At 42.4% G+C, this 21,879-nt stretch carries 19 protein-coding genes and 1 pseudogene; 9 read left to right on the top strand and 11 right to left on the bottom strand.

What is annotated here, in order from left to right; all coding sequences use genetic code 11:
• The first annotated feature begins 167 nt into the window (after positions 1-167).
• Positions 168-1,361, top strand: a complete 1,194-nt coding sequence (locus tag AC3CHU_RS19345) for an ISL3 family transposase (protein WP_488524348.1) — start codon at positions 168-170, stop codon at positions 1,359-1,361.
• Positions 1,362-1,452: 91 nt separating this feature from the next.
• On the opposite strand, the gene AC3CHU_RS19350 is transcribed toward AC3CHU_RS19345, so the two are convergent.
• Entirely contained in the window at positions 1,453-2,199 is a 747-nt protein-coding gene (locus tag AC3CHU_RS19350) for a flagellar brake protein (RefSeq protein WP_004732802.1), read from the bottom strand.
• Between the two features lie 274 nt (positions 2,200-2,473).
• Between AC3CHU_RS19350 and AC3CHU_RS19355 the strand changes: the two genes are divergently transcribed.
• Genes AC3CHU_RS19355 through AC3CHU_RS19365 form a run of 3 tightly spaced genes read left to right on the top strand, consistent with a single transcriptional unit; the run spans position 2,474 to position 5,116 of the window.
• Entirely contained in the window at positions 2,474-2,758 is a 285-nt protein-coding gene (locus AC3CHU_RS19355) for a GNAT family N-acetyltransferase (RefSeq protein WP_488526221.1), read from the top strand.
• Between the two features lie 11 nt (positions 2,759-2,769).
• Positions 2,770-3,945: an aminoglycoside phosphotransferase family protein gene (locus tag AC3CHU_RS19360; protein ID WP_488526222.1), complete on the top strand. Its 1,176-nt coding sequence runs from the start codon at positions 2,770-2,772 to the stop codon at positions 3,943-3,945.
• A complete protein-coding gene (locus tag AC3CHU_RS19365) occupies positions 3,935-5,116 on the top strand; it encodes an MFS transporter (protein ID WP_114634335.1) in 1,182 nt (393 codons plus the stop codon). The genes AC3CHU_RS19360 and AC3CHU_RS19365 overlap by 11 nt, the downstream gene beginning before the upstream one ends.
• Positions 5,117-6,068: 952 nt before the next feature.
• On the opposite strand, the gene AC3CHU_RS19370 is transcribed toward AC3CHU_RS19365, so the two are convergent.
• From AC3CHU_RS19370 to AC3CHU_RS19390, 5 genes are all read right to left on the bottom strand, one after another.
• On the bottom strand, positions 6,069-7,766 hold the full coding sequence (locus tag AC3CHU_RS19370) for a hypothetical protein (protein WP_488526223.1): 1,698 nt from the start codon (positions 7,764-7,766) through the stop codon (positions 6,069-6,071).
• 722 nt (positions 7,767-8,488) lie between these two features.
• Positions 8,489-9,835, bottom strand: coding sequence for an MATE family efflux transporter (locus tag AC3CHU_RS19375; RefSeq protein WP_488526224.1), 1,347 nt, complete (start codon positions 9,833-9,835; stop codon positions 8,489-8,491).
• Positions 9,836-9,921: 86 nt separating this feature from the next.
• Positions 9,922-10,767: a helix-turn-helix domain-containing protein gene (locus tag AC3CHU_RS19380; RefSeq protein ID WP_171327541.1), complete on the bottom strand. Its 846-nt coding sequence runs from the start codon at positions 10,765-10,767 to the stop codon at positions 9,922-9,924.
• Between the two features lie 264 nt (positions 10,768-11,031).
• Positions 11,032-11,949, bottom strand: a complete 918-nt coding sequence (locus AC3CHU_RS19385) for a DMT family transporter (protein WP_054546175.1) — start codon at positions 11,947-11,949, stop codon at positions 11,032-11,034.
• A gap of 271 nt (positions 11,950-12,220) precedes the next feature.
• Positions 12,221-13,123, bottom strand: coding sequence for a LysR substrate-binding domain-containing protein (locus AC3CHU_RS19390; RefSeq protein WP_372244757.1), 903 nt, complete (start codon positions 13,121-13,123; stop codon positions 12,221-12,223).
• 113 nt (positions 13,124-13,236) lie between these two features.
• Here AC3CHU_RS19390 and AC3CHU_RS19395 point away from each other — a divergent pair, with 113 nt between their 5' ends.
• Together AC3CHU_RS19395 and AC3CHU_RS19400 are read left to right on the top strand one after the other, a co-directional pair.
• Positions 13,237-13,545, top strand: a complete 309-nt coding sequence (locus tag AC3CHU_RS19395) for a putative quinol monooxygenase (RefSeq protein ID WP_135456930.1) — start codon at positions 13,237-13,239, stop codon at positions 13,543-13,545.
• A complete protein-coding gene (locus AC3CHU_RS19400) occupies positions 13,545-13,940 on the top strand; it encodes a RidA family protein (RefSeq protein WP_488526225.1) in 396 nt (131 codons plus the stop codon). Before AC3CHU_RS19395 ends, AC3CHU_RS19400 begins: the two co-directional genes overlap by 1 nt.
• A gap of 770 nt (positions 13,941-14,710) precedes the next feature.
• Here the strand turns inward: AC3CHU_RS19400 and AC3CHU_RS19405 are convergent.
• Both AC3CHU_RS19405 and AC3CHU_RS19410 read right to left on the bottom strand, forming a co-directional pair.
• Positions 14,711-15,623: pseudogene (locus AC3CHU_RS19405) on the bottom strand (LysR family transcriptional regulator).
• A gap of 134 nt (positions 15,624-15,757) precedes the next feature.
• Positions 15,758-16,651, bottom strand: coding sequence for a DMT family transporter (locus AC3CHU_RS19410; RefSeq protein ID WP_488526226.1), 894 nt, complete (start codon positions 16,649-16,651; stop codon positions 15,758-15,760).
• 124 nt (positions 16,652-16,775) lie between these two features.
• Here AC3CHU_RS19410 and AC3CHU_RS19415 point away from each other — a divergent pair, with 124 nt between their 5' ends.
• The gene (locus AC3CHU_RS19415) at positions 16,776-17,258 is read left to right on the top strand and encodes a MarR family winged helix-turn-helix transcriptional regulator (protein WP_010432677.1); all 483 of its coding nucleotides are present in this window, start codon (positions 16,776-16,778) and stop codon (positions 17,256-17,258) included.
• Between the two features lie 274 nt (positions 17,259-17,532).
• On the top strand, positions 17,533-17,835 hold the full coding sequence (locus tag AC3CHU_RS19420; RefSeq protein ID WP_086714512.1) for a hypothetical protein: 303 nt from the start codon (positions 17,533-17,535) through the stop codon (positions 17,833-17,835).
• Positions 17,836-17,864: 29 nt separating this feature from the next.
• Here the strand turns inward: AC3CHU_RS19420 and AC3CHU_RS19425 are convergent, their stop codons facing one another.
• Positions 17,865-18,770 (bottom strand): LysR family transcriptional regulator, encoded by a 906-nt coding sequence (locus AC3CHU_RS19425; protein ID WP_488526227.1) that lies wholly within the window; start codon positions 18,768-18,770, stop codon positions 17,865-17,867.
• Between the two features lie 206 nt (positions 18,771-18,976).
• Between AC3CHU_RS19425 and AC3CHU_RS19430 the strand changes: the two genes are divergently transcribed.
• Positions 18,977-19,414: a DoxX family protein gene (locus AC3CHU_RS19430; protein ID WP_017075257.1), complete on the top strand. Its 438-nt coding sequence runs from the start codon at positions 18,977-18,979 to the stop codon at positions 19,412-19,414.
• Positions 19,415-19,537: 123 nt separating this feature from the next.
• Here the strand turns inward: AC3CHU_RS19430 and AC3CHU_RS19435 are convergent, their stop codons facing one another.
• Together AC3CHU_RS19435 and aceB are read right to left on the bottom strand one after the other, a co-directional pair.
• Entirely contained in the window at positions 19,538-19,978 is a 441-nt protein-coding gene (locus AC3CHU_RS19435) for a GlcG/HbpS family heme-binding protein (RefSeq protein WP_076674983.1), read from the bottom strand.
• 103 nt (positions 19,979-20,081) lie between these two features.
• A complete protein-coding gene (gene aceB / locus AC3CHU_RS19440) occupies positions 20,082-21,707 on the bottom strand; it encodes a malate synthase A (protein ID WP_488526228.1) in 1,626 nt (541 codons plus the stop codon).
• Positions 21,708-21,879: the final 172 nt, after the last annotated feature.

Here is a 21,879-nt window from a genome sequence, read left to right on the forward strand (position 1 = left end):
GATAAACAGATAAACAGATAAAAACAGCCAAAACGCAAAAGCCATCGATTCTAGAGTCGATGGCTTTTTTATGGTTCATCGCGGATTAGCGGGAACTAAAAACAAAAACGGTAGTAAGTGATATGGTTTAGTCGCCAAACAAAAATCATACACAAACTACCGTTTCTATGCCGAATCATACTTTCCTATCTTCATTCTGGGAAGGCTTTCAAATAGTAAAGTCTCTCCAGACAGCATCACTTATTACCCTGACTCTTAAACCTAGCTCTGAGGCTAAATGCCTTTGTGGTCTTGAGGCCGAGGCTATCCATGAGTATCAATGGCGTCACGTAAAGGATGCCATGTTGCTCGGTGTGCCTGTTGAACTTTCCGTTCAAACTCGAAGGATTAAGTGTCGTGACTGCGGCATAAAAACAGAATCTCTCTCTTGGTTAGAGCCTTATGCTCGTATAACAAAGCGCCTAAAAAGCTATATAGAACAACTGCTACCCCTGCTTCCCATTAAGCATATATCCCAAATTACGGGCGTTCATTGGCACACCATTAAAGAAATAGATAAACGCCGACTTCGACAAGTGGTGCCGCCAGTGAAATGGGGTGAGCTAAAGCAGCTCGTGATGGATGAGTTCGCCATCTTTAAAGGGCATCGATATGCCACCGTCATCGCTGATGCGAAGACTCATCAAGTCATTTGGGTTGGATTAGGCCGCAGCCGCAAGGACATACGGCCGTTCTTCGAGCAGCTAGGCGAGAATGGGGTAAATATCGAAGCAGTAGCGATGGACATGAATACGGCTTTTGACCTTGAAGTTCAAGCGCACTGCCCGAACGCAAAAATCGTTTACGACTTATTCCATGTTGTTGCTAAGTTCGGTCGCGAGGTGATGGATAGAGTCAGAGTCGACCAAGCCAACAAACTCAAGCAAGATAAAAAAGCGAGGCAATGGGTGAAGCGCTCACGGTGGGTACTGCTGAAAAATAGAGGCAACTTAAATACACGTCAAGATAGCTATCTTACTGAAATATTGAATATCAATAAGGACTTAATGACCACTTATATACTCGGAGCCCAACTCAAAGAGCTTTGGTATTGTGAATCCGAAGGGCACGCGAAGGGGCTCTGGGACACGTGGTGGGAACAAGTGCAAGAGAGTGGAATTAAGCCATTGAAAGAGTTCGCACGAAAACTGAGTCCTTATCTTCACGGCATTATCGCATCGGCAAGTTATCCGTTGAACACCTGCACACTGGAAGGGATAAACAACAAGATAAAGTTAATCAAGCGAATGGGGTATGGGTATCGAGATACAGACTACTTCTTCTTGAAGATAAAAGCGGCTTTCCCCGGAAAGCCGCGATGAACCTTTTTTATTGGTTGCGACTTTGCTCGCGAGTGAGTGGTTTGTATTTGGTCAATTCACGAATTAGATGAGCGCAGTGTGTTAAATGATCTTAGCCGTTTCGTAAGCAGAGCTTGGTGCCATCGAACTTTAATTTTGCCAACAAGTGTTTAGCGTTAGCTCGGCCAATATCATCAAATTCCACACCGTATCGAGCGTAGTGCGTCGATTTTTGCAGATTACAGATGATGCCTCTCAATGGAGGAATAAGAGGGCCATTGTAGTTCTCCGGCGTAATCTCGATAGACACTCGATCGGCAATCTGAATTGCACGAGAGGTCGGTGAGGTCACAAAACGACAACCACTTTTCGATAAGTCTCTTATCTCACAGTTTGCTCGTTGGTCGTTGAAGATAATTCTTGAAGCCAAGTTCACTTCATAGCGTGTTTCTTTACGCAGCTGAGTGACTTGCATCGTGCTTGGTGTCGAAAGCACAAGAATAGGGAAGGGTTCACCAATCTTATGGTGAATTTGGCTTCTAAAGTGAATAAGTGCGCCTTCACCTCGCAGAGAGTAGGCTCGAGCGGTCATCCAAAAACCTTCTTGAAAGAAAAAATTCAGATCTTCATTGGATACCTCGGGAACCTCAACCACAATACAGTTATCACTGTGTGTACCGATAAACTTGGTGGTGGCGAGAAACTTCGTGCCAACTGGAGTCGAGACATTTAATGTCAGCTCACTGCCGTGCTCAATCATGGCCAGTGCATCGGTGCTGTTTATCGTAGAAACGGTGCGGTTACGAGGATCTTGAAGTGCCTGATTATGCTCCAAAGGCTTCTTCAGTGGTGCGTTCATTATATATTCTCCATGCGCCAACATGCGTCTGTTAGTTATATTGGTAACTTGCTAACAAGGGGTTATTACGTGCTAGATTGAGTAGGCGTACTCACATAGATTTATAGAGTGCCTTTTATCATTGCTGTTTTTATATTAAGCCGATGGCACTGAATTAACTACTTTGTTTGTAAGTACTTAGTTTTATTTATATGCACTTGCGTTAGTCTATTACAAGGAACTCATACTTCAAACTTTTATTGTTTGTCGTATCAATTATTTGCAGGAGTTGAGAATGCAGGCAGTAAAATGGGATCAAGAAGTGAACCAGATCACAGTTGAGCTAGAACCCAACCAGTTCGCGGTCGTTAAGTATCAAAAGGACGGAGATGTACTACGTATCACTTCGACACGAATCCCTGATGAATTACAAGGCAAGGGCTTTGGCAAGGTGATGATGGAGTCGGTCTTGCCTGAAATTGAACAAGCAGGCTTTAAAATTGTGCCAGTTTGTAGCTATGTCGTTCACTACATGAATAGGCAGCCACAGTGGTCACATCTTCTATCTGATAAAGCATAGCAACGAGTAATATGTCTCAATCAATATCGTCAAATAATCGGGCTCAACCTGAAGCGAGTTCAAGTCAAAATCAGCCTGAGCTTTATCAACAAGAGTTTTATCAAAATGAGCTTTATCAAAAAATAGCGACCTCGTTGGGTTGTCATGAAGGGTTTGATGTCCAAGTGATTCAACGCCTGTGGGGTGGATATGGCGAGTTAGTTCGCTTGGTCTTTTCTCAAGAAGGCCATGCTGAACTGAAAAGTGTGATTGTTAAACATGTCGCGTTACCAGATAAAGCAGAACACCCAAAGGGTTGGAATACCAAACTCTCTCACCAGCGAAAGGTGCACTCGTACCAAGTTGAAACGGCATGGTATCAGTCGTTCACTCAACAGTGGGATGAGCGTTGCCCTGTGCCTGTAGGGTTGCAATGTGAGTTACAAGAAAACGAGTGGCTGATTGTGATGCAAGACTTGGCCGAGATCGGTTTTCCGTTGATCTCTCAGTTTGATGTGCTTGCTGCTTCTGACGATCTGGCAACCAAAGATACTCAACCTGAACTGGCGTTTGGTTACTCTCTAGAAGAGCAAAAACAACGCGATGCCTGCTTACAGTGGCTTGCTAATTTTCATGCAAAGCATATCCATATCGACCAAGAGCAGTCTGCATCATTATGGCAAATAGGTACTTACTGGCATTTAGACACACGTCCTGATGAGTTCAATGCCTTGGTTGATTTACCATTGAAGAATCAAGCGCAACACATCGACCGTTTACTCAGAGAGTGTCCGTATCCAACTTTGGTGCATGGTGACGCCAAGCTCGCTAACTTCTGTTTTGATTCAGAAAGCCAAAACGCTGCTGCGGTCGATTTTCAATATGTGGGTCATGGTTGTGCGATGAAAGACGTGGCTCTGTTTATGAGCAGTGCGGTGAGGCCGCAAGATTGCTCTGAACTTGAGTCACATATGTTAGAGACATACTTCCGATACTTGGAAGAGGCAGTGGCATATTATCAGCCACAGCTTTCGTTTGATGAAATCGAAGACGCATGGCGACCTATGTTTTACGTGGCGTGGGCTGATTTTCAACGTTTCGTAAAAGGTTGGAGCCCAAAGCACTGGAAGATCAACCCGTATACTGAGCAATTGACCTTACGAGTGCTCACTCAATTAGACGAACAGGAGTCCGTCAATGTTCGATAGAACCGCGAGCTGGAAAACGCCGCAAAACTTTTTATTACTGATTTCGATCGTTGTCCCTATCGCGTTTTCGAGCTGGATGGCTCTGTTGAATAACTTCGTGATTGAGAAAGCGAACTTTGATGGTGCTGATATTGGCTTGTTGCAAAGCGTTCGTGAGATTCCTGGTTTCTTAGCGTTTACCGTGGTGTTTGTTTTGGCATTCATCCGTGAGCAACGCTTTATGTTGATATCGCTGGCGATGCTGACCGTAGGCACGGCGATTACCGGTTTATTTCCTACACTCACAGGCTTGTTGCTGACTACGATTTTGATGTCGACGGGCTTTCACTATTTTGAAACGCTCAAGCAATCTTTATCTTTGCAGTGGCTGAATAAAGAAGAAGCACCAGAGATGCTGGGTAAAATGATCTCTGTGGGCGCGCTCGCGTCATTGATAACGTACGGATCTATCTGGGTGATGTTGGAACAGCTTAAGCTGGATTTCGCTTGGGTGTACGGCATTACTGGAGGCATTGGTTTTATTCTGGTTTTAGTGATGACCTTTGGCTTCCCTGAGTTTCAAACCAAGACTCAACAAAATAAGAAATTGGTGCTGAGAAAGCGTTACTGGCTCTACTACGCACTCACGTTTATGAGTGGCGCAAGAAGACAAATCTTCACGGTGTTTGCTGGCTTCTTGATGGTAGAGAAATTCGGTTACTCGGCTGCTGATATAACGCTACTGTTCTTAATCAACTATCTGTTTAATTTCTTGTTTGCCAAACGTATTGGTCGATTTATTGGTGTAGTCGGTGAGCGCAAAGCGCTGATCTTCGAGTATGTTGGTTTGATTGGCGTGTTCGTTGGGTATGCTTTAGTACAAACTGCGGAGTGGGCAGCCGCGCTGTATGTGGTCGATCATCTGTTCTTTGCGTTGGCATTGGCGATCAAAACCTACTTCCAGAAAATTGCAGATCCTGCTGATATGGCTTCAACCGCTGGTGTCTCTTTCACCATCAACCATATTGCAGCGGTTGTTATTCCAGTCGCGTTTGGTGTGATTTGGTTGTCTTCCCCTGCGACAGTTTTTTACATTGGTGCAGCAATGGCAGTGGTTTCTCTAGCGCTGTCTTTAAACATCCCTAAGAAGCCTGAAGAGGGCAATGAAGTTCGGATGTTTAGCTGGCGCTAATGTGCATTTCAATCTGGTGAGATAAATAAAAAGCTCCAATAGTGATATTGGAGTTTTTTGTATGTGCTATCAAGAAGCGTCACGCTCTAAACGTATGAGTTTGAATACTCGGATTTACGAACAGTAGGGTAAGGTGTTTTATATCTCATCAACGCGAGATAAAATAAGCGTTTACGCTTTAAGCGCTCATGTTTAAAGGAATGTGTATAGCAGCCTAATGGACAAGTCTCGTATGTTGGGTTCGAATCACGATGATTTATAATTGAATATAATGTGATAGGTCGAGCGTAGGCTCGACCTTGCGACTAAGTTAATACACGTAAACTGTTTATTTAATAACCGAGAAAAAGAGTGCAGCTATTGATAGTACTGTGGGAATTATCATCCCGAAGATCAGAAATTTCATTTTCATCCAATATAGGCTTCTCTCATACTGGTGAGTTCTTTCCATCAGAAATAATATACGATCTATCTTTATATCTTCACCACCAAAAACAAGTGATAGTTCACTTTCATAACCTGATCTCATTTCAATGTTCCTACTTTTTAGTGACTAATATTATTTTAAATAAAATTTTATAATAACTTACATTGGCTCTGATTAGTTATAGAGTGGTTGATGCCATCAACAATTGATATGGGTATAAGTAAAGTCATCGAGTTTATTATCAGTGAAGTAATTCCCTAATGTAAACTAATCAATAAATAACAATATAATACAAAGTTAAATATTATTGTCCTACTCATAGGGTTAAATTCAAGACTGATTCGATATGAATTTCAATGTTTACATTAAAGTCATGCTCATTAGGTGATTGCCACTAGAGAATGAAATAATAAAATCCTAGATGTGAATATCTACGTTATTGATCCCATTAATTACTTTTCTCAAGTGCGGGCTGTAATTTGGTTCCCCATACCCTTTCAGCTGATGTACAGTTACTCTACTAATTTAGAAAATGTACACGGCTCCAGCATCTTTCCAGGAATTATCACTCCAATCGAGAAGAGGATCCGAAGGATGTCCAGGTGCTCCAATAGCAAGCGCATCAGCGCCGGGTTTAAACATCATTGACTTCCCGAACTCCTCGTTTACACCACTGACACTATCACCAGTAAAAACGCCTTCCCATGCGTAGTCTCGATCACCATAGTTAGTTAAGTGGTAAACATAAACCGCACCGTCTGTATCACCACCAATTTCTAAGGTATCAGGGCTGTGATGAAAACCAAACCCTCGCCATGGGGCCTGTGGGGCGGATACCGCTAGATAACCGTTGTCACTAAGCGCGATATCAGAACCAAAAATTTGACCTTTAAATGCCTTTACTGGATCTATTGAATCGACGTTTGACCAAAAACCTTTCTGTGAGTCGTATTTATAACTAAAGACTTTATCAACCCCAGGAGCTCCAACGAGAATAAGGTTTGCGTCTTTATTTATAGTGACTGATGACCCGAAACCACTGTTTTCAATTGGGATGGGCATTTTCAATACGGTTTCTAAACACCATATATCGGTGTAATGGTTTGGATAGGGGTTAAGACGGTATACATAGACAGTACCACCGTGCTTGACTTCGCTACCTGTATCTTTTCGTAATGAATCCATAGGAGAACCAACGACTATAACGTTGTCTTTTGCAATAGCGACACTAGCCCCGAATTTTGCATCGATAGCTAGATCATCTGGACGCTTTAGTTTTAGTTCACTAGGGTGACATACTGTTTTAATGCCCGATTCAGGAGCCGATGGAAAGTTGAGATCTTTATTGAGGAAGAGTGAGACTTCTCCTGCCATATTTTTATTTTTGTGCCCCATGACGATGATACCACCATTATCACCTGAGCTAGCTAAAGCTTGGCTATAAGAATCAGTAATAGAACCACTTGAATCGCTATAATTTTCGAACCAATGTTCTAGGTATCCATTATTATAGTGACTATTTGTTTTGCCAAAAATAACGAGCGCTTTGTTTTCGTCCGAAGCAGAATACGTCGATGTTGCAAGCATCATGTCTTCGAAAGTGTTACCTATGGCCACTAAGCTATTCGTTGATTTTCGTGCTTCAGTGTTATAGCTCGTTCTATTCGCTATTTCTTCATCATAATTATAATTGCCATTTTCCTGCGCAGTATAAATACCAACTATATGATTTGATTCTTCACCTGAATTGACGATTAAATGATCATTTTTCCAGGTTAGTGCATCGCCAAAGCGAACGTTGCTCGAATCGGAATGCTTAAGGTTCGTTTTAACCCGAATGACAGTTTGTTCTAGATTTTTTAATTGAAATTGTGGAGATTGAACAAGACAATAATCATTATTTTTGCAAGCTAGCAGTTCATAATCAGAAGCTGCGGCATCAAAATCGACGAGGTCGATCTTTAGCTTATATGAAGTACCAGTGATTGATGGTTCAATTACTTCGCTAATTAAGCCATGAGCCGAGGGTCTATAACGTATCAACTTATAATGTTTAATTCCTTCAATTTCATTCCATTCTAAAAGTATGCTTTTAGCTTGAATTGACTGGGATACGGTCAGAGAAGAGTTGTCTTGGTGAGTGTCTGATGATGGAGATGAATCACTTCCACATGCAGATAAGTTTAATGCGGTGAATATAAGAAAAATGTACTTTTTGGTCATTGTGACCCTCCATAGGTAGAAAATTAATCCGAAGTGCTGGTGAGTACCTTAAACTCTGTCTATTGATTAGTTGAGCCATAGAATAATTACTAATTCTCTTTAAATCTAAATTTAAATTATCAACATTACTCTTCAATAAACGTGATATCTAGCACTTTACAAAGACCTTAATTTTCTAATTCGTCAACCTACGAGACAATCAGCGACACTATCTTTAATACACGTAACTTAGGAAAATGGAGTGAACAGAGTTTGTATGTGGGGTTTTCTAAAATGATAATAATAATTTTTTAAGCACTTTATCAGAATATTTATATTTAAATATGTGTCATATTAAGTATGAAATCTAATAAGCCTTTCTGTGTATTGATTATTTAATGTCTAAATTAATGTTCAGTTGTTGATGTGTTATGGATGAATATATACAAAATATCATTGAATCCCCCTTAGCGAAGTGATTATTTGTCTTGGGTTTCTAAAATGAACGTTGGGATGTATAAAATAAGTAAAGCCCTCATGGAAGATTGTTTTGAGGGTTTTACCGTTCATTTTTATTTGACTATTAAAGTCTTCATTTTCCATGGTGTAAATTTTTGATCGGCTCATTTGTTGGTTCTAATGAAACAAGAGTTTGATGATGGAATAATGATAAGGAAGCTCTACTCATGAGTAAACCTGCTACGGATGGTCAAAGAAGCGTTACGCTCTAAACGGATTGCTTCTTATGCCATTGGCTCTGCCAAGGCGCTTGAAAAACGCTTCTTATAGCTGCGTAACATGCTTAAGCTGAATATGGCTGTTAAGGTTTCAGCAAACAGGATACTTGCCCAAATACCTTGTTCTGGGAATAGCTTTGGCAAAATCATGATACCCAATGCGACGAACACAAAACCTCGTCCTAGAGATATCAGTGTTGCTTGCTTAGGTTTGGCCGTTGCCTGAAACAGATTGGCGATCACTAAGTTTATGCCCATCAGCGGCACAGCAAAGAAGAAGAACGTCAATGCGGTTGATGACAGTGCAATCAAATCGCTTGAGTCACCCAAATAGAGGGCTGCGATTTGTGGAGCAAACAGGTACACCAGAACCATAAACACCAAGCCGCTACCAATTGCACTTTTTAAACCTAAGCGAAAAATCGCTTCGATTCGGTTTGGTTTGTTGGCACCATGATTAAAGCTGATGATTGGCTGACATGCTTGAGCTATGCCGACCATTACAAACAGAGCAAAAACCCCAATGTTTGCTGTTAAGCCGTAGGCGATAATATGGTTCTCACCAAATTGATGCAGTAAGACATAGTTGAACAATAAAATGGTCATTGCCGCTGTGACTTCAATGAAGAACGTAGGGGTTCCTATTTTGAGAATACTGGGTAATTTATTAAAACCAATCCCTTTTAAGCTCAGTTCCAAGGTGCCTTGTTTACGCACGAAATGGCTTAATAAAATACAAGCGATAACACCTTGAGCAATTGCTGTACCGTAGGCCGCGCCTTTCATGCCCCAGCCAAATTCTAAGACGAAGAAGTAGTCCAAAACTAGGTTAACCACAGCACCTATCGACATCGCATAAGTTGCCAGTTTTGGGTTGGTATCGTTTCGTACAAAGCATGACATGACCCAAGCTAACGAGTACAACACAAAGAACGGCAGCATCACAGACAGGTAATCGTGAGTCAGTTCAGCCATGTAACCAGAAGCGCCCATTAACGCAATCATGTCGTCTAGAAAATACAGAGCAATGCTGACTGAAATGGTGCTAAGCACAGCGGTACTGAGCATTGATTGGCTAAAGAGGGTTTGACCCGACGTTGTATTTCCTTTGCCGACTTCGATAGACATAAGTGCTGCGCCACCAATGCCCACCATCATGGCAATGGCGGTGAATATTGAAAAAGCAGGGATGGTCAAAGCGATAGCACCAAGCCCATCAGGGCCAACACCGCGTCCGACGAACCAAGCATCTCCCATGATAAAAAGAGACTTGATCACCATGCCCGTTAGTGCGGGCCAAAGGTATTGATAAAAGGATTTTGAGATCGGATCGGTTTTGAGATTAATGCCCATTCCAGAAAGCTCCCAACAAATTGGATGAAATAAAGAGGGAGCATTATCCGAACTTAATTGGATTCTAAAAAGGGATTATCTGCGTATTATGTTGCACTATCTGCACATCGAGTTCGAAACTCTGCGGGTGACTCGTTCATTTGGCCGCGATAAAAACGACTGAAATAGGCAGGGTCTTCGAAGCCGAGTTCAAAAGCGATGGTTTTAATTGTCTTGGTCGAAAAGATCAATTCTCGGTTCGCTTCCAAGATGGTTCGGTCGTGGATTAGTTGCGTGACCGTTTTACCTCGTTCTGCTTTGACGATTTCGTTGATGCGTTTGTTAGTGATCGACAGCGCTTGCGCATAAAACTCGCAATGTTTGTGCGTGGCGTAATGTTGCTCAATCAAATCAGCAACCTTGTTTACTCGGCTGTCGCGCACTTCACCTTTCAATGAGGATTGGGTGGCAAAGCGTAATATGTAGCGCAAAAAGCTATTCATGAGTGATTCTACCAAATCCCAGTCGCTATCCACTCGCTCACATTCTTCTTTGATCATGGTGAAAATAGGCAGCAGGTAGCGGTTGCCTTCCTCACTGCAATCCAAATAGGGAGGGCGACTTTGATGCATGGCAAAAACAGTGTCGACTAATTGTGTGTTGCGATGATTGGTTTTGACAAAACCTGGGGTAAATACCAGTAAACGAGCATTTTCTCCCACCAGTTCTGAGCGGTGCACCTGACCTGGAGCGATGGTAAAAATACGCCCGATCTTGTTGTCATAGTCAATGAAATCAATACTCTGACTGCCTAGGTTATCCACGCACCATACCAACTCCCAATATTCATGCCTGTGTGGTTCAAGAAACGCGTCGTCATCGTTTTTAGACAGCTCAGTGGCACGGCAAGGCTGACCTTTGATGAGTCGAACGTGTTTAATGGGTGCTCTCATGACGTTCCTTTTCTGAATACTGATGTTGTGTAGGCTAAGACAATGGTCGACGATTCTAGTTGTTTCTAATGTAGTTGATAGTAACTTTTAAGTCATTCGTTTGGAGTGTTATTAACTATTAACTATTAATTATGAGTCGTTACACAGTGATTGCGGTGAGACCAGTTGGAGTGTATGCGGAGGGGAGGTAGGAGCTTCGATTCGAGTAACTCAATAAAACCCTAGAAGCTCATTGCGAGCTTCTAGGGTGAATTAACATGGAGCTTAGTTGTTGCTTGCCGTTTTTAGCGTAGAGCGAAGCTTGAAAATTCCCTTTGGCGCCTTGGTGAGCAAGATGCCGCAAAGCAGGGGAATCATCATAAACAATGATTGTTCAGACAGAACTTCACCATTGACGTAGCAAGAGATCAGTAGAGCAACTACAGGGAAAATCAGGAAGCAGATAGAAGCTTGGAAAGGTGACGAAACCTGTCCTAGCTTGAAGTAAGCAACAATGCCCCCAACACTCGCTACCAAGCCTAGGTAAATCACGGCTGAAATCGAATCCCAAGTGAACGATTCAACATTGACGTTTTCACCGATAGCCGAGACAGCGAACAAGAATAGAGAAGCAATAAAGCTCGGTAATGCGTTGTAAGTCAGCACTTCAATGCCCTTGCAGTGTTTCTGAACCAACACATACATAACAGCGTGAATGGCGACAGCAAGTCCTAGGCAAATGGTACCCATTAGGTAATCATCGCCACCCATCTGCATTTCGTTGCCAAGGATTAAACATAGGCTCACAACAGCCGTGATCAAACCGAATATTTGGTGCTTCGCTAAGCGCAGGCCTAAGAATAAACCCGACATCAGCATCACAGCGACCGGCATGTTCGCGAAGATGATCGACGCTAAACCAGAAGAGATGTATTGCTCGCCGTAGATCATCAAAGTAAACGGAATCGCGAAGTACATCAGTGCCACAATAAGTAACCACTGACGCTTACCTTTTGGGAACAGGAGTGGTTGATTAAAGACTTTTGCTAAAACGACTAGCAGAGGTGCTGCAAGGAAAAAGCGCAGTGCAGTGGCAAAAATAGGTGGGATAGAATGCAATGCCACTTCCATAGCGAACCAAGTGGTTCCCCAAATTAAGCAAACAGAGACAAAAAGCAAGATAGTTAGAGACTTCGAATTCATGGTGACTACTCATTAATAATTATTTTAAATCATAGGCTTGTGGCGCCTTAATGACGTGGCACAGTATAGATAAGTAGTCGGAGAAATTTTTTGTCTTTTTGTCTCTGATTTTGCTTTTTTTAGAAATAAAATCTCCAATATTACAATTAAAAGTAAATTATTTCTTCAATGTTTATATTTTACAAAGTCATTATTCTTTGTGGGGTCAAATTAAATATTAGAAAATGGGCCTTCTAATATTTAATTCTCTTCGTTTGATTGTGTGAGTCACTTATGAATAAGATTCAGCGTGTCGTTTTAGGTCGTCAATAAAAGCTCGAATCCTGGCTGGCATTTGCAAGCCATAGTTATGCACGATATAGAAAGGGGCTTTAAGTATCTGCCCTTCCGGCAAAAGGCTCACTAATGTACCTTTGAGCAGTTCTTCTTCAATAGCTTGTTTTGGTAAGCAAGCAATGCCTAATCCAGATAAAGCCATCATTTTTATGGTAGGAACACTATCCCCGGTACGGCTGGCTTTGAATTGATAGGTGTTCACTTTCCCTTTGCTCACTTCAAAACTTCTTTGACTATTAATACCCTCCCATTGATTGGCAATATAATCATATTCGGAAAGATCATTTGAGGTGACGGGTAACTGTAATTGTGTGTTCGCAAGATAGTCTGGGTGGCAGCACAGTACCTGTTGAAGGTCACCAAGCTTTATTGCTCGAGATGTTGAATCTGGTAGGTCGCCTACTGTGACCGATAGATCTATGTATTTATCGATGAGATTGAGGCGCATATCGCTGGCTAATAATTGAGGTTCGATACGGGGATGGGCTTTCATGAACTCACACATCGCCGGTCCAATAAGATTTGTCATCAATGTGTGTGGCGAGGTGATGGTGATGGTGCCTGCAAAATCAGAACAGGACTCGCGTGCTTCTTCTTCAGCAAGTGTCATTAATTTTCGCATTTCCAAACATCGTTGATACAAGCGCTGACCAGCATCAGTTAGAGATTGTCGACGTGTTGTACGAGTGAGTAGTTTTACATCAAGGTATTGCTCAAGCCCTTGTAAATGGTGACTAACGACAGATTTTGATAGTTCTAGCTTATCAGCCGCTTTGGTTATAGAGCCAGACTCTACGATTTGGGCGAATACTTGCATACGATGTAATTCGTTTTTCATTGTTGTTATTGTCTCATAAAATCGAACGATATTTGAAATCCTACTGTATTTATCTATTTTCACAAACAAGTAAGCTTCTCCTCGTACCTTAACAAAATAAGAAAACGGAGAGAATAATGACTATTTTAGTGCAATTCACCTTGAGTCATACTGAAGATAAAACGGCAGAGATCGTTGAGTTTTTTAACGAAATATTGCCAGATACTCGAACTTTCAACGGTAACCTTTCTGCGGAACTTTACCAAAAAGATCTGTCTGAAAACGCCTTGGTTCTATGCGAAGAATGGGAAAGTACCGCCCACTTCAATGAATACATTGCTTGGCGCAAAGATATTGGCGATTTTGACCGTTTAGGCGCGATGCTTACGGATATGCCAATTATCACCGTCATGTCAAAAATCGTCACGACCTCTAAGGCGTAATGATGAATAAGATATGGAGCCCTTCTTCAGTACCCGCTCCGGCCGCTAATTATCACCAGTGTGCGTTGATTCCTGCTGGCTCGACGCGGTTACATATAGCCGGACAACTAGGGATTGATAGCCAAGGTATGGTTGCTGAGAGTGCGGAAGAACAAATTGTATTAGCTTGGAAAAATTTGAGAGGCGTGCTTCAGGCAAACCAAATGGATATCGAAGATTTAATCAGTGTAAGGCTGTACTTAGTTGACCGAAATGATATGCCTGAGTATCAAGCTGCAAAGCAACGCTTGCCTTTCGATGTTGGTGGTCTCCCAACGACATTATTGTTTGTTAGTGGGTTATTTGATGAGCGATGGAAAGTCGAAATTGAAGCTGAGGCGGCGAAAGTGAATTAAGGCGATTGCTTTATGCTCAATTGATATGAAAGACATGCTATGAAGCAAAAAGCCCCTTTATTTAATCAGACTATAAAGGGGTGAGAGCTACCACACGAAACGGTAAACTAAAAACGAAGGTTGAAACCTAGCTCGACGCTGCCATCTGAACGAAATACATCTCCGGGGCTAACGCGCTTTTGACCGAATGTGTATTTCACATAAGGTTCCACCCATTTGGGTTTCAGCGTAAAAGTGACGTCTTGGCTGTTTGAAGCTTAAGCTTTGATCTAGGTAATTGAATGTTTGTCTTTGATGGTTGTTTGTAGATACAACAAAAGGTATCAATAATCGTTTCATCGTACCCTCAACTTTCAAAAAAGGAGCCGCTGATAAGCGGCCCCTTTGCTTTTATATTTATTATTTTGACTAGCGCGATCTTTGACGGCTTGTTTTATTTTCTGACGTTGTTTTTGTTAAAGAGATTTTGTTTTTACGACTTTGATCCGACCCTAAACCTGAGAGAAATTAACTACGCTCTGCGTTCCTTTTTCATCTTGCTTAGCATATTTATATCAATGGTGTTAGCTGATTCTATGTCCGTAATTAGTCGTTCATTTAATTTTCTGCTAGATAGCCTTCTGAATATTAAGATGCTTCAATCGCTAGTTATGTGGCGTTCCTAGCCGATGAGAGAAGTATATGGACTGAACAAAAAAGCCTCTAATCTCTTAAAAGAATAGAGGCCTTAACGATGAGTTATTAATGAAACAGAATAAAGAGGGTGATAACTACTGGTTATTATTGAGTTGTGATTCAAGTATTTTCCTCAACCACAGCGTCATTGGGCTATTTCGGTTTTTATGATGATAGTACGCACAAACCGTTGGTTCGTAATAGCTACTATCAAATAGCAACTTAATGGCTCTTAATGAGGTTTCTTGTTCAATATCTAGGAATTTAGATGCTGGGAATAACATGTCTGAGTTTTTGACGACATCAATAACTGCAGACGGTAATTCTGAACGGAAACCAATGTTTGCTTTCAACCCTTTTACTTTGAGTATTTTCTCCGCTTGTGACTGGTGTGAATTCCAATCAACCGCAATGACTGAAGCTAATTCAAAATTTACCCCATCTTTAATTTCTAAAAATTCTTTTTCGTATGGGTGATCTTTCCTGACATACCCTTTGAAAGTATCTTGTGCAATAGGCTTTTGCAGTAGTTCTTTAGGGGCATGGTTAATCTCGTAGTTCAACCCTATGTAAACTTCATCATTAATAATGTCGGTCATGGTTGTGCCTGACCAATTCAATAGCTGAATTTGTACTAGCGGTGCTTCAGAACGAATGGCTTTAAAGAGCTTACTTGAAAGAGACGACAGCAAATATGGGGATAACGCGACTTTGACCACTCCTTGTAGTTCAGCGGGATTAAAATCATTGCTGTTATTAATAGCGAAAGAAAGTTCATCAAGTATTGGCGAAATACTCTCTGCGAGGATATTGGCATGCTCAGTTGCACGTAATCCGTACAAATAGCTCATCGTCAAAATGATCGCGTAATCTTTGTAGAGCTTTACTGATCGCCGGTTGAGATACGAACAAACGTTCGGATGCTTTGCGCATATTCCGCTCTTGATGCAGGATCATAAAAGTTCGCAGTAGATTTAAATCTAAGCTAGAAAACAAGTCTTTTGCCATATTGAGCACCTTATTATTAGTTATTTAACTATAAGGTTGGGTCGGTACGAGAACAAATACATATTTTATATAGGTGTGATGCCTGTAAAGAAAAACCCGCACTTGGCGGGTTCATAAGTAACAATCTAAATCTTTTACTGCGTAACGGGTTTGACCGTTTTGGTTTGCCTTACTGCCAGAATAAGCTGTGGTAGTAGTGACATCACGATCATGCCTGTCATCAGTGAATACTGTACTGGAGTAAAGGATTCACCCATTAACACCATCCCCGTAACGATGCCAGCCACTGGGTTAGCGATGCCACCGAAGGTGAAATCGACCACTGACATACGTTGTAGTAACCATACATACATACCGTAACCTAGTGCTGTATTTAGCCCAATTACCCACAATAGACCCATTGCATTGCGAGAATCGAAATGAGTGACAGCATTAACATAAGGTTGCGGGTCGACGAACGCATGAACGCCAGACGCGAAAGACAAAATCGCACCGCCCAGAATCAGCTGCCACGTTAATACCTTCCACCAGTGCATGCGATTACCCAGTGACTTTGTAATGCTGCTGCCGATGACAATACACATGATTGCGGCGAACATTGCACCTAAACCGATTGGATTCAAAGCGATTTGGCTTGGGTTAAACAGTATCCACGCTAAGGTGATCAAGCCAATACCAGACAGGGCTTGAATCAAATGCGGGCGCTGCTTTTTCACTACCCAATGAAAGATCATTGCGAATACAGGCACTGAGATCATACCCACGCCAGAAATCGCTGAAGGCAGCGTTAGTGCCATCACGAAGATCAGGCCAAAGAAGGTCGCAATATTGACAAGGCCCAATGTGAAAATGATCTGCCACTCGCCTTTTTTAGGAAGTGTCGGCTTTACTGCTAGCAATAACAAACCAGCAGGTAACGCACGCAAAGCACCGAGTAATAATGGTGGCCACTCCTGTAGCGTAAATTGCGTCACTGCATAGGTTGTTCCCCAAAAGAACGCGGGGATCATTGCTAATAATATGTTCATTTAAAATATCTTTACGTTAAGATAACTATTGTGTGAACTGTATACTGAGAACTAGTGGTTGTAAAGTATCTTTATGTTAAACTAGTTTGAAGTAAACAAGACTAATCACGGAGCTAGATTGCAAATGGATGCTATCGACCGCGTTGTAGAGCAATGGGCAAAGGAAAAGCCCGAATTAGAAACTGAGCCTATGGCAATGATGGGCCGGATTATGCGTATTGCCAAGTATATGGAGACGCAGGTTGCCGAGCTTCATAAAAAATACGACATGAAGCTGGGTGAGTTTGATGTGCTAGCCACCTTGCGACGTTCTGGAAAGCCTTACCGACTCACTCCCTCTGAGCTGATAGGTTCGATGATGCTGACATCCGGCGCGATGACCAATCGCCTTGATAAGCTAGAAGCTAAAGGGCTGATCAGTCGTGAGCACAGCAAAGAAGACAGACGTAGCGTGAGTGTTCAGTTAACAAAAGATGGTCTTATTCTTATTGACCAAATGATGACTGAGCATGTTGAAACGCAGAAGAAGCTGGTGAAATCTCTGTCTGCGAGCCAGAAGAAAAATACTAACCAGCTGCTGAAAACATGGTTGAGTGCTTACGAGTAATTGACTAGCTGGAGCAGCTTGTTGAATTTATTGAACTGAGCTAGCTTAATCTGATTTGAAAACCGAAGTGATGAGCTTCGGTTTTTTTTGTCTGCAATTTGGTGTTGCGCTATTTAGTGTCCGTTAATTTGGGAACGGCACTGAGCCAGAAAACCGAACAAGTTCCATCGATGTAATTCAATATTTTAGGACATCCTATTTAAGACTTCCCGTTATCAATAGAGAGTCCCCATCCGTATATTTCTCGTATTCCCACAATACAGAGAAGACTAAAATGAAACTTAAAATAGCCCTTAGCGCAGCACTACTAGTGACGTCATTTGCATCTCATGCAGAATTGAAAATGTCGATCAACGAACAAACCAATGGCGTCGTCGTTACGGTTTATCAAGATGGAGAACGCGTTCCTAATGCGCAGGTGACCACTAATATTAGAGGTCAGCAGGTGACAGAAACATCAGACAGAGGACAAGCATTTTTCTACAAGGGAAATATCCCGAGGGTGTACCGATTTGAAGCAACCACACCTCAAGGAGAGAGTGTCCAACAAAGTCGATTTATTGGACGAGATAAATAGGCTTGTCGGCTTATCTGAATAGGATCGAGCTAGCGAGTTTGAGCCGATGCTCTCCAGCAGTTTTCTAACTTTTTCAAAGCGAGTGTTTTGGCTTTTCCCATGTTGCCTATTTGCCACGCCAGTACGATATTAACGGTTCTTGCGTGGCCAATTTCCACTAAACTTCCAGCTTCTAACTCGGATGTGATTAATTGCTTGGGTAGAGTACCGATACCAAGGTTACGTTGAATTGCCGTTAACTTACTGCTCATCGAACTTACCGTACTGGTTTTTTGATTCAATAATATATTTTTGGTGATTTTAGGCGCTGACTTAGCGGTATCGGCCACTGCGATGATTGTGTGTTCACGTCGTGTGGTTTCATTGAGCGGATTTGGTTCGTTTAAAATGGAGGCATTTTTCGCGGCCACCCAGATCATTTCTACACGGCCGATGGTTTTACTGTTCACAGTATTCGGTAGCTCGATATTGGGCATCGATGAGATAAGAATATCTGCTTTTCCTGAGATTAATGCTTCCCAGCCCCCCGACAAAATATCCTCTTGGACATACAGTTGCGTGCTGCATTCTGTTGCCATGTCGGCGATTAACGACAACGCAATGTCTTGTCCGATAATGCCGTCATAGGAGACAAACAGTTCGCTTTCCCAACCACTTGAGAAACGTTGTATTTGGTTTATGAGTTCATCTGACCCAGTTAGCAACTGTCGGCCATTTTCCACTAACATTTGTCCAACCTGGGTAAACACGGCTCTGTGTCCTGAACGATCTAAGATCAAGATGCCGAGTTCATCTTCCAACTTTTGAATCTGATAACTCAATGCAGAAACGGATCGATTGAGATGCGCAGAGGCTGACGAGTAAGTCCCTTCACGTTGTAGAACATCTAGTATTTGTAAGGTGTCGAGCGGCAGTGTTTTCTTTAGAGTCTTCATAAAATCAATAGAAGTGAGGCAAGTGTTTCAATGAGTTTAAGGCAATGGTAACAGTATTGAGGCTTTTGAATCTTCGGATTTAGTCAGTAATTTGTATGCGAGTATGTCTACTAAAATTTCAAACAAGTTGTTCTATTTTTCTCGTTATCATCTTAATGCTAAGTCGAATAACCTATCGGCAATGAAACTTATTAAGGCTTAGAACTATGAACACCAGATTGAACGACACACTGACTTTTTTCGCTCGTATTTTATTGGCTTACTTGTTTATTCAAGCGGGTTGGGGAAAGCTATTTAGCTATGAAGGAACTGCGGGATATATGGCATCTCAAGGAGTTAGTGCTCACTTGTTGCCTTTGGTTATCTTGCTTGAACTCGGTGGCGGGCTTGCAATTTTAGCTGGATTTATGACTCGCTTTACAGCGTTCTCGATTGCATTTTTCTCTTTAGTCTCTGGTGTTATGTTTCACTTCGACCCAAGTTCATCGGGACAAATGATTCATTTCTACAAAAACGTCTCTGTTGCTGGTGGGTATTTGGCGTTAGCGGTACTTGGCGCGGGATCGTTTAGTGTTGATTATTGGTTGTCTAATAAGTTTAAGCAAGACGCCAAATGGACGCGCTTAATGGTTCTTGTTCGTTAGTGGTTTTTGTCTAATCGCAGTTTATTCGTTAGTGTTGTTGGCGCAACTTATGAATAAAAACCGAAGCTCAGGCTTCGGTTTTTTGTTCTTGTCTAAGAACTTCAAGTACAGCTAATTGGCTAGTTAAGCTTGCAGCATCTCGTCGCTAAACAGTTCAGCACAGCCAATGCCATTAATGGCGCAGCTTTCGTCGATATCTGATATATCGCCGCTAACCCCGATAGCGCCCAGTACCGTTTTATCTTTGTCTCGAATCAGTAGCCCCCCTGGTACTGGCACCATGTTTCCGTGTGCCAGCACGTTTACGGCGGAGATGAATGCTGGTCGGTTGTCAGCATCTTGGGCGAGTTTTCTAGAGGAACAGCCCAGTGCGAGAGCTCCCCACGCTTTAGCAATCGCGATGTCTGGTCGCATCATGCTAGAACCGTCTTGACGTTGCAGGGAAATCAGCTTGCCACCACTGTCTAAGACGGCGACCGTCAAAGGTTCTGTGTGGATCTTACTTCCTGCTTGTAAGGTGCCATCGATGATGGTTAACGCTTGTTGTAGAGTCAAACTTCCCATGTTATCTCCTAGTTTTTCAAGGGGCATACGTACCAAGCTCAGCCAGCCAATCATTACTCTTGTTGGTGAATATCATTGGCTGATTCAGCTCGGAACAAGAGTCTTAACTGGACTCTTGTAATAGCCCATAGCTGGGTAAAGTTAGGAAGGCAGCGAACTCTTCGGCTGTAGAAAGTTGATAGAAAAGATCGGCTGTCTCTTCAAATCGACCTGCTATATAGCGCGAGTCTCCGACTTCATGTTTTATGGTGTCTAGCTCTTGGTAAAGCCAAGAGTGGAATAGTGATTTGGTAAAGGTTTGGCCATCATCGAGTGTTACTCCGTGGTGGATCCATTGCCAGATATTGGCTCTTGATATCTCAGCGGTCGCGGCATCTTCCATTAGTCCGTAGATAGGTACACAGCCGTAGCCTTGAATCCAAGCTTCGATGTAATACAGCGCGATGCGTATATTTTTACGTACTCCTGCTTCGTCACGGCTGCCTTCACAAGGTTTTAGCAATGAGTCTGCATTGATCACATGCTCTGGGCTTTGGAAATCCATTTGATTCACTTTGCCATCAAGGTGCTTATCAAAGATCGACATTGCCAAATCAACCAGTGCAGGGTGCGCTACCCAAGTCCCATCGTGTCCGTTTTGAGATTCTCTCTGTTTGTCTTCAATTACTTTGGCAGTCACACGCGCCATCTCTTGCGGGTCTTTCGCTGGAATAAAGGCCGACATACCACCCATCGCCAGTGCACCGCGAGCGTGACAAGTACGTACCAACAGCTGGCTGTAGGCATTTAGAAACTCTTGATCCATGCCGATCCCGTGGCGGTCAGGCAGGATGCGGTCTTTATGGTTTTTCAGAGTTTTGATGTAGCTAAAGATGTAATCCCAACGGCCACAATTCATCGCTACGATATGATCGCGCATTGCATACAAGATCTCTTCCATTTGGAATACGGCTGGAAGTGTCTCAATCAAAACCGTCGCACGAATGGTGCCTTTGGGTACGTGGAAATAGTTTTCGGTGAAGCTGAAAATATCGTCCCACCACTGTGCTTCTTCCATGCTTTCTAGCTTTGGAATGTAGTAGTAAACGCCTAAGCCTTGTGGTGCACGTGATTGATAGTTGTGGAAAAAGTACAAGGCGAAGTCCATCAAGCAACCGCCGATAGGCTGATTGTTGAATTGGATGGATTGCTCAGGAAGGTGGATCCCTCGTGGGCGTGCGATCAGCAGTGCAGGATCGTTATTTAATTGGTAACGTTTCTGCTGCTTCTCATCGAAATAACTAATGGTGCCAAGGTTGGCATCTCTTAGGTTGATTTGCCCTTCGACCATGTTGGCCCAAGTCGGGGAAGATGCATCTTCAAAGCAACACATGAAGACTTTCGCGCCTGAGTTTAGCGCGTTGATCACCATCTTTCTTTCGATAGGTCCGGTGATCTCTACGCGGCGATCCAGTAACTCTGGCGGCGGTGTTGCCACTTTCCACTCTTTATTCTGACGAATAGAAACGGTGTCTTTTCTGAAGTTGGGTAACTCACCCTCGTCATATTGAGCTTGCTTTACGTCGCGGTCACTTAGCAGGGCATGACGGCGATCTCCAAACTTATTGACGAGAGCTTCTAAGAATTTTAATGCATCTTTAGACAAGATCTCTTTGTACTCGGAGTTGTCCATATTCCCGAGTACCTGCATACACTGTACTTCTTCTCTCTCTTTTACGTCATTCATCACTGTTGTCTCCTTTGAACAATACGATGTCACTTTGTATACAAAATGCTCTTTTTAAGGATATTTATATTGCATAAATTGTAAACAAGCAAAGGGTATTTAACATTTATTTATCATTTGATTTTTTTGTCATTTATTTTTACGTAAAGATATTTTATGTAAAGCAATGAATTGT

The sequence above is a fragment of the Vibrio sp. QJM3NY_39 genome (genome assembly GCF_057785895.1).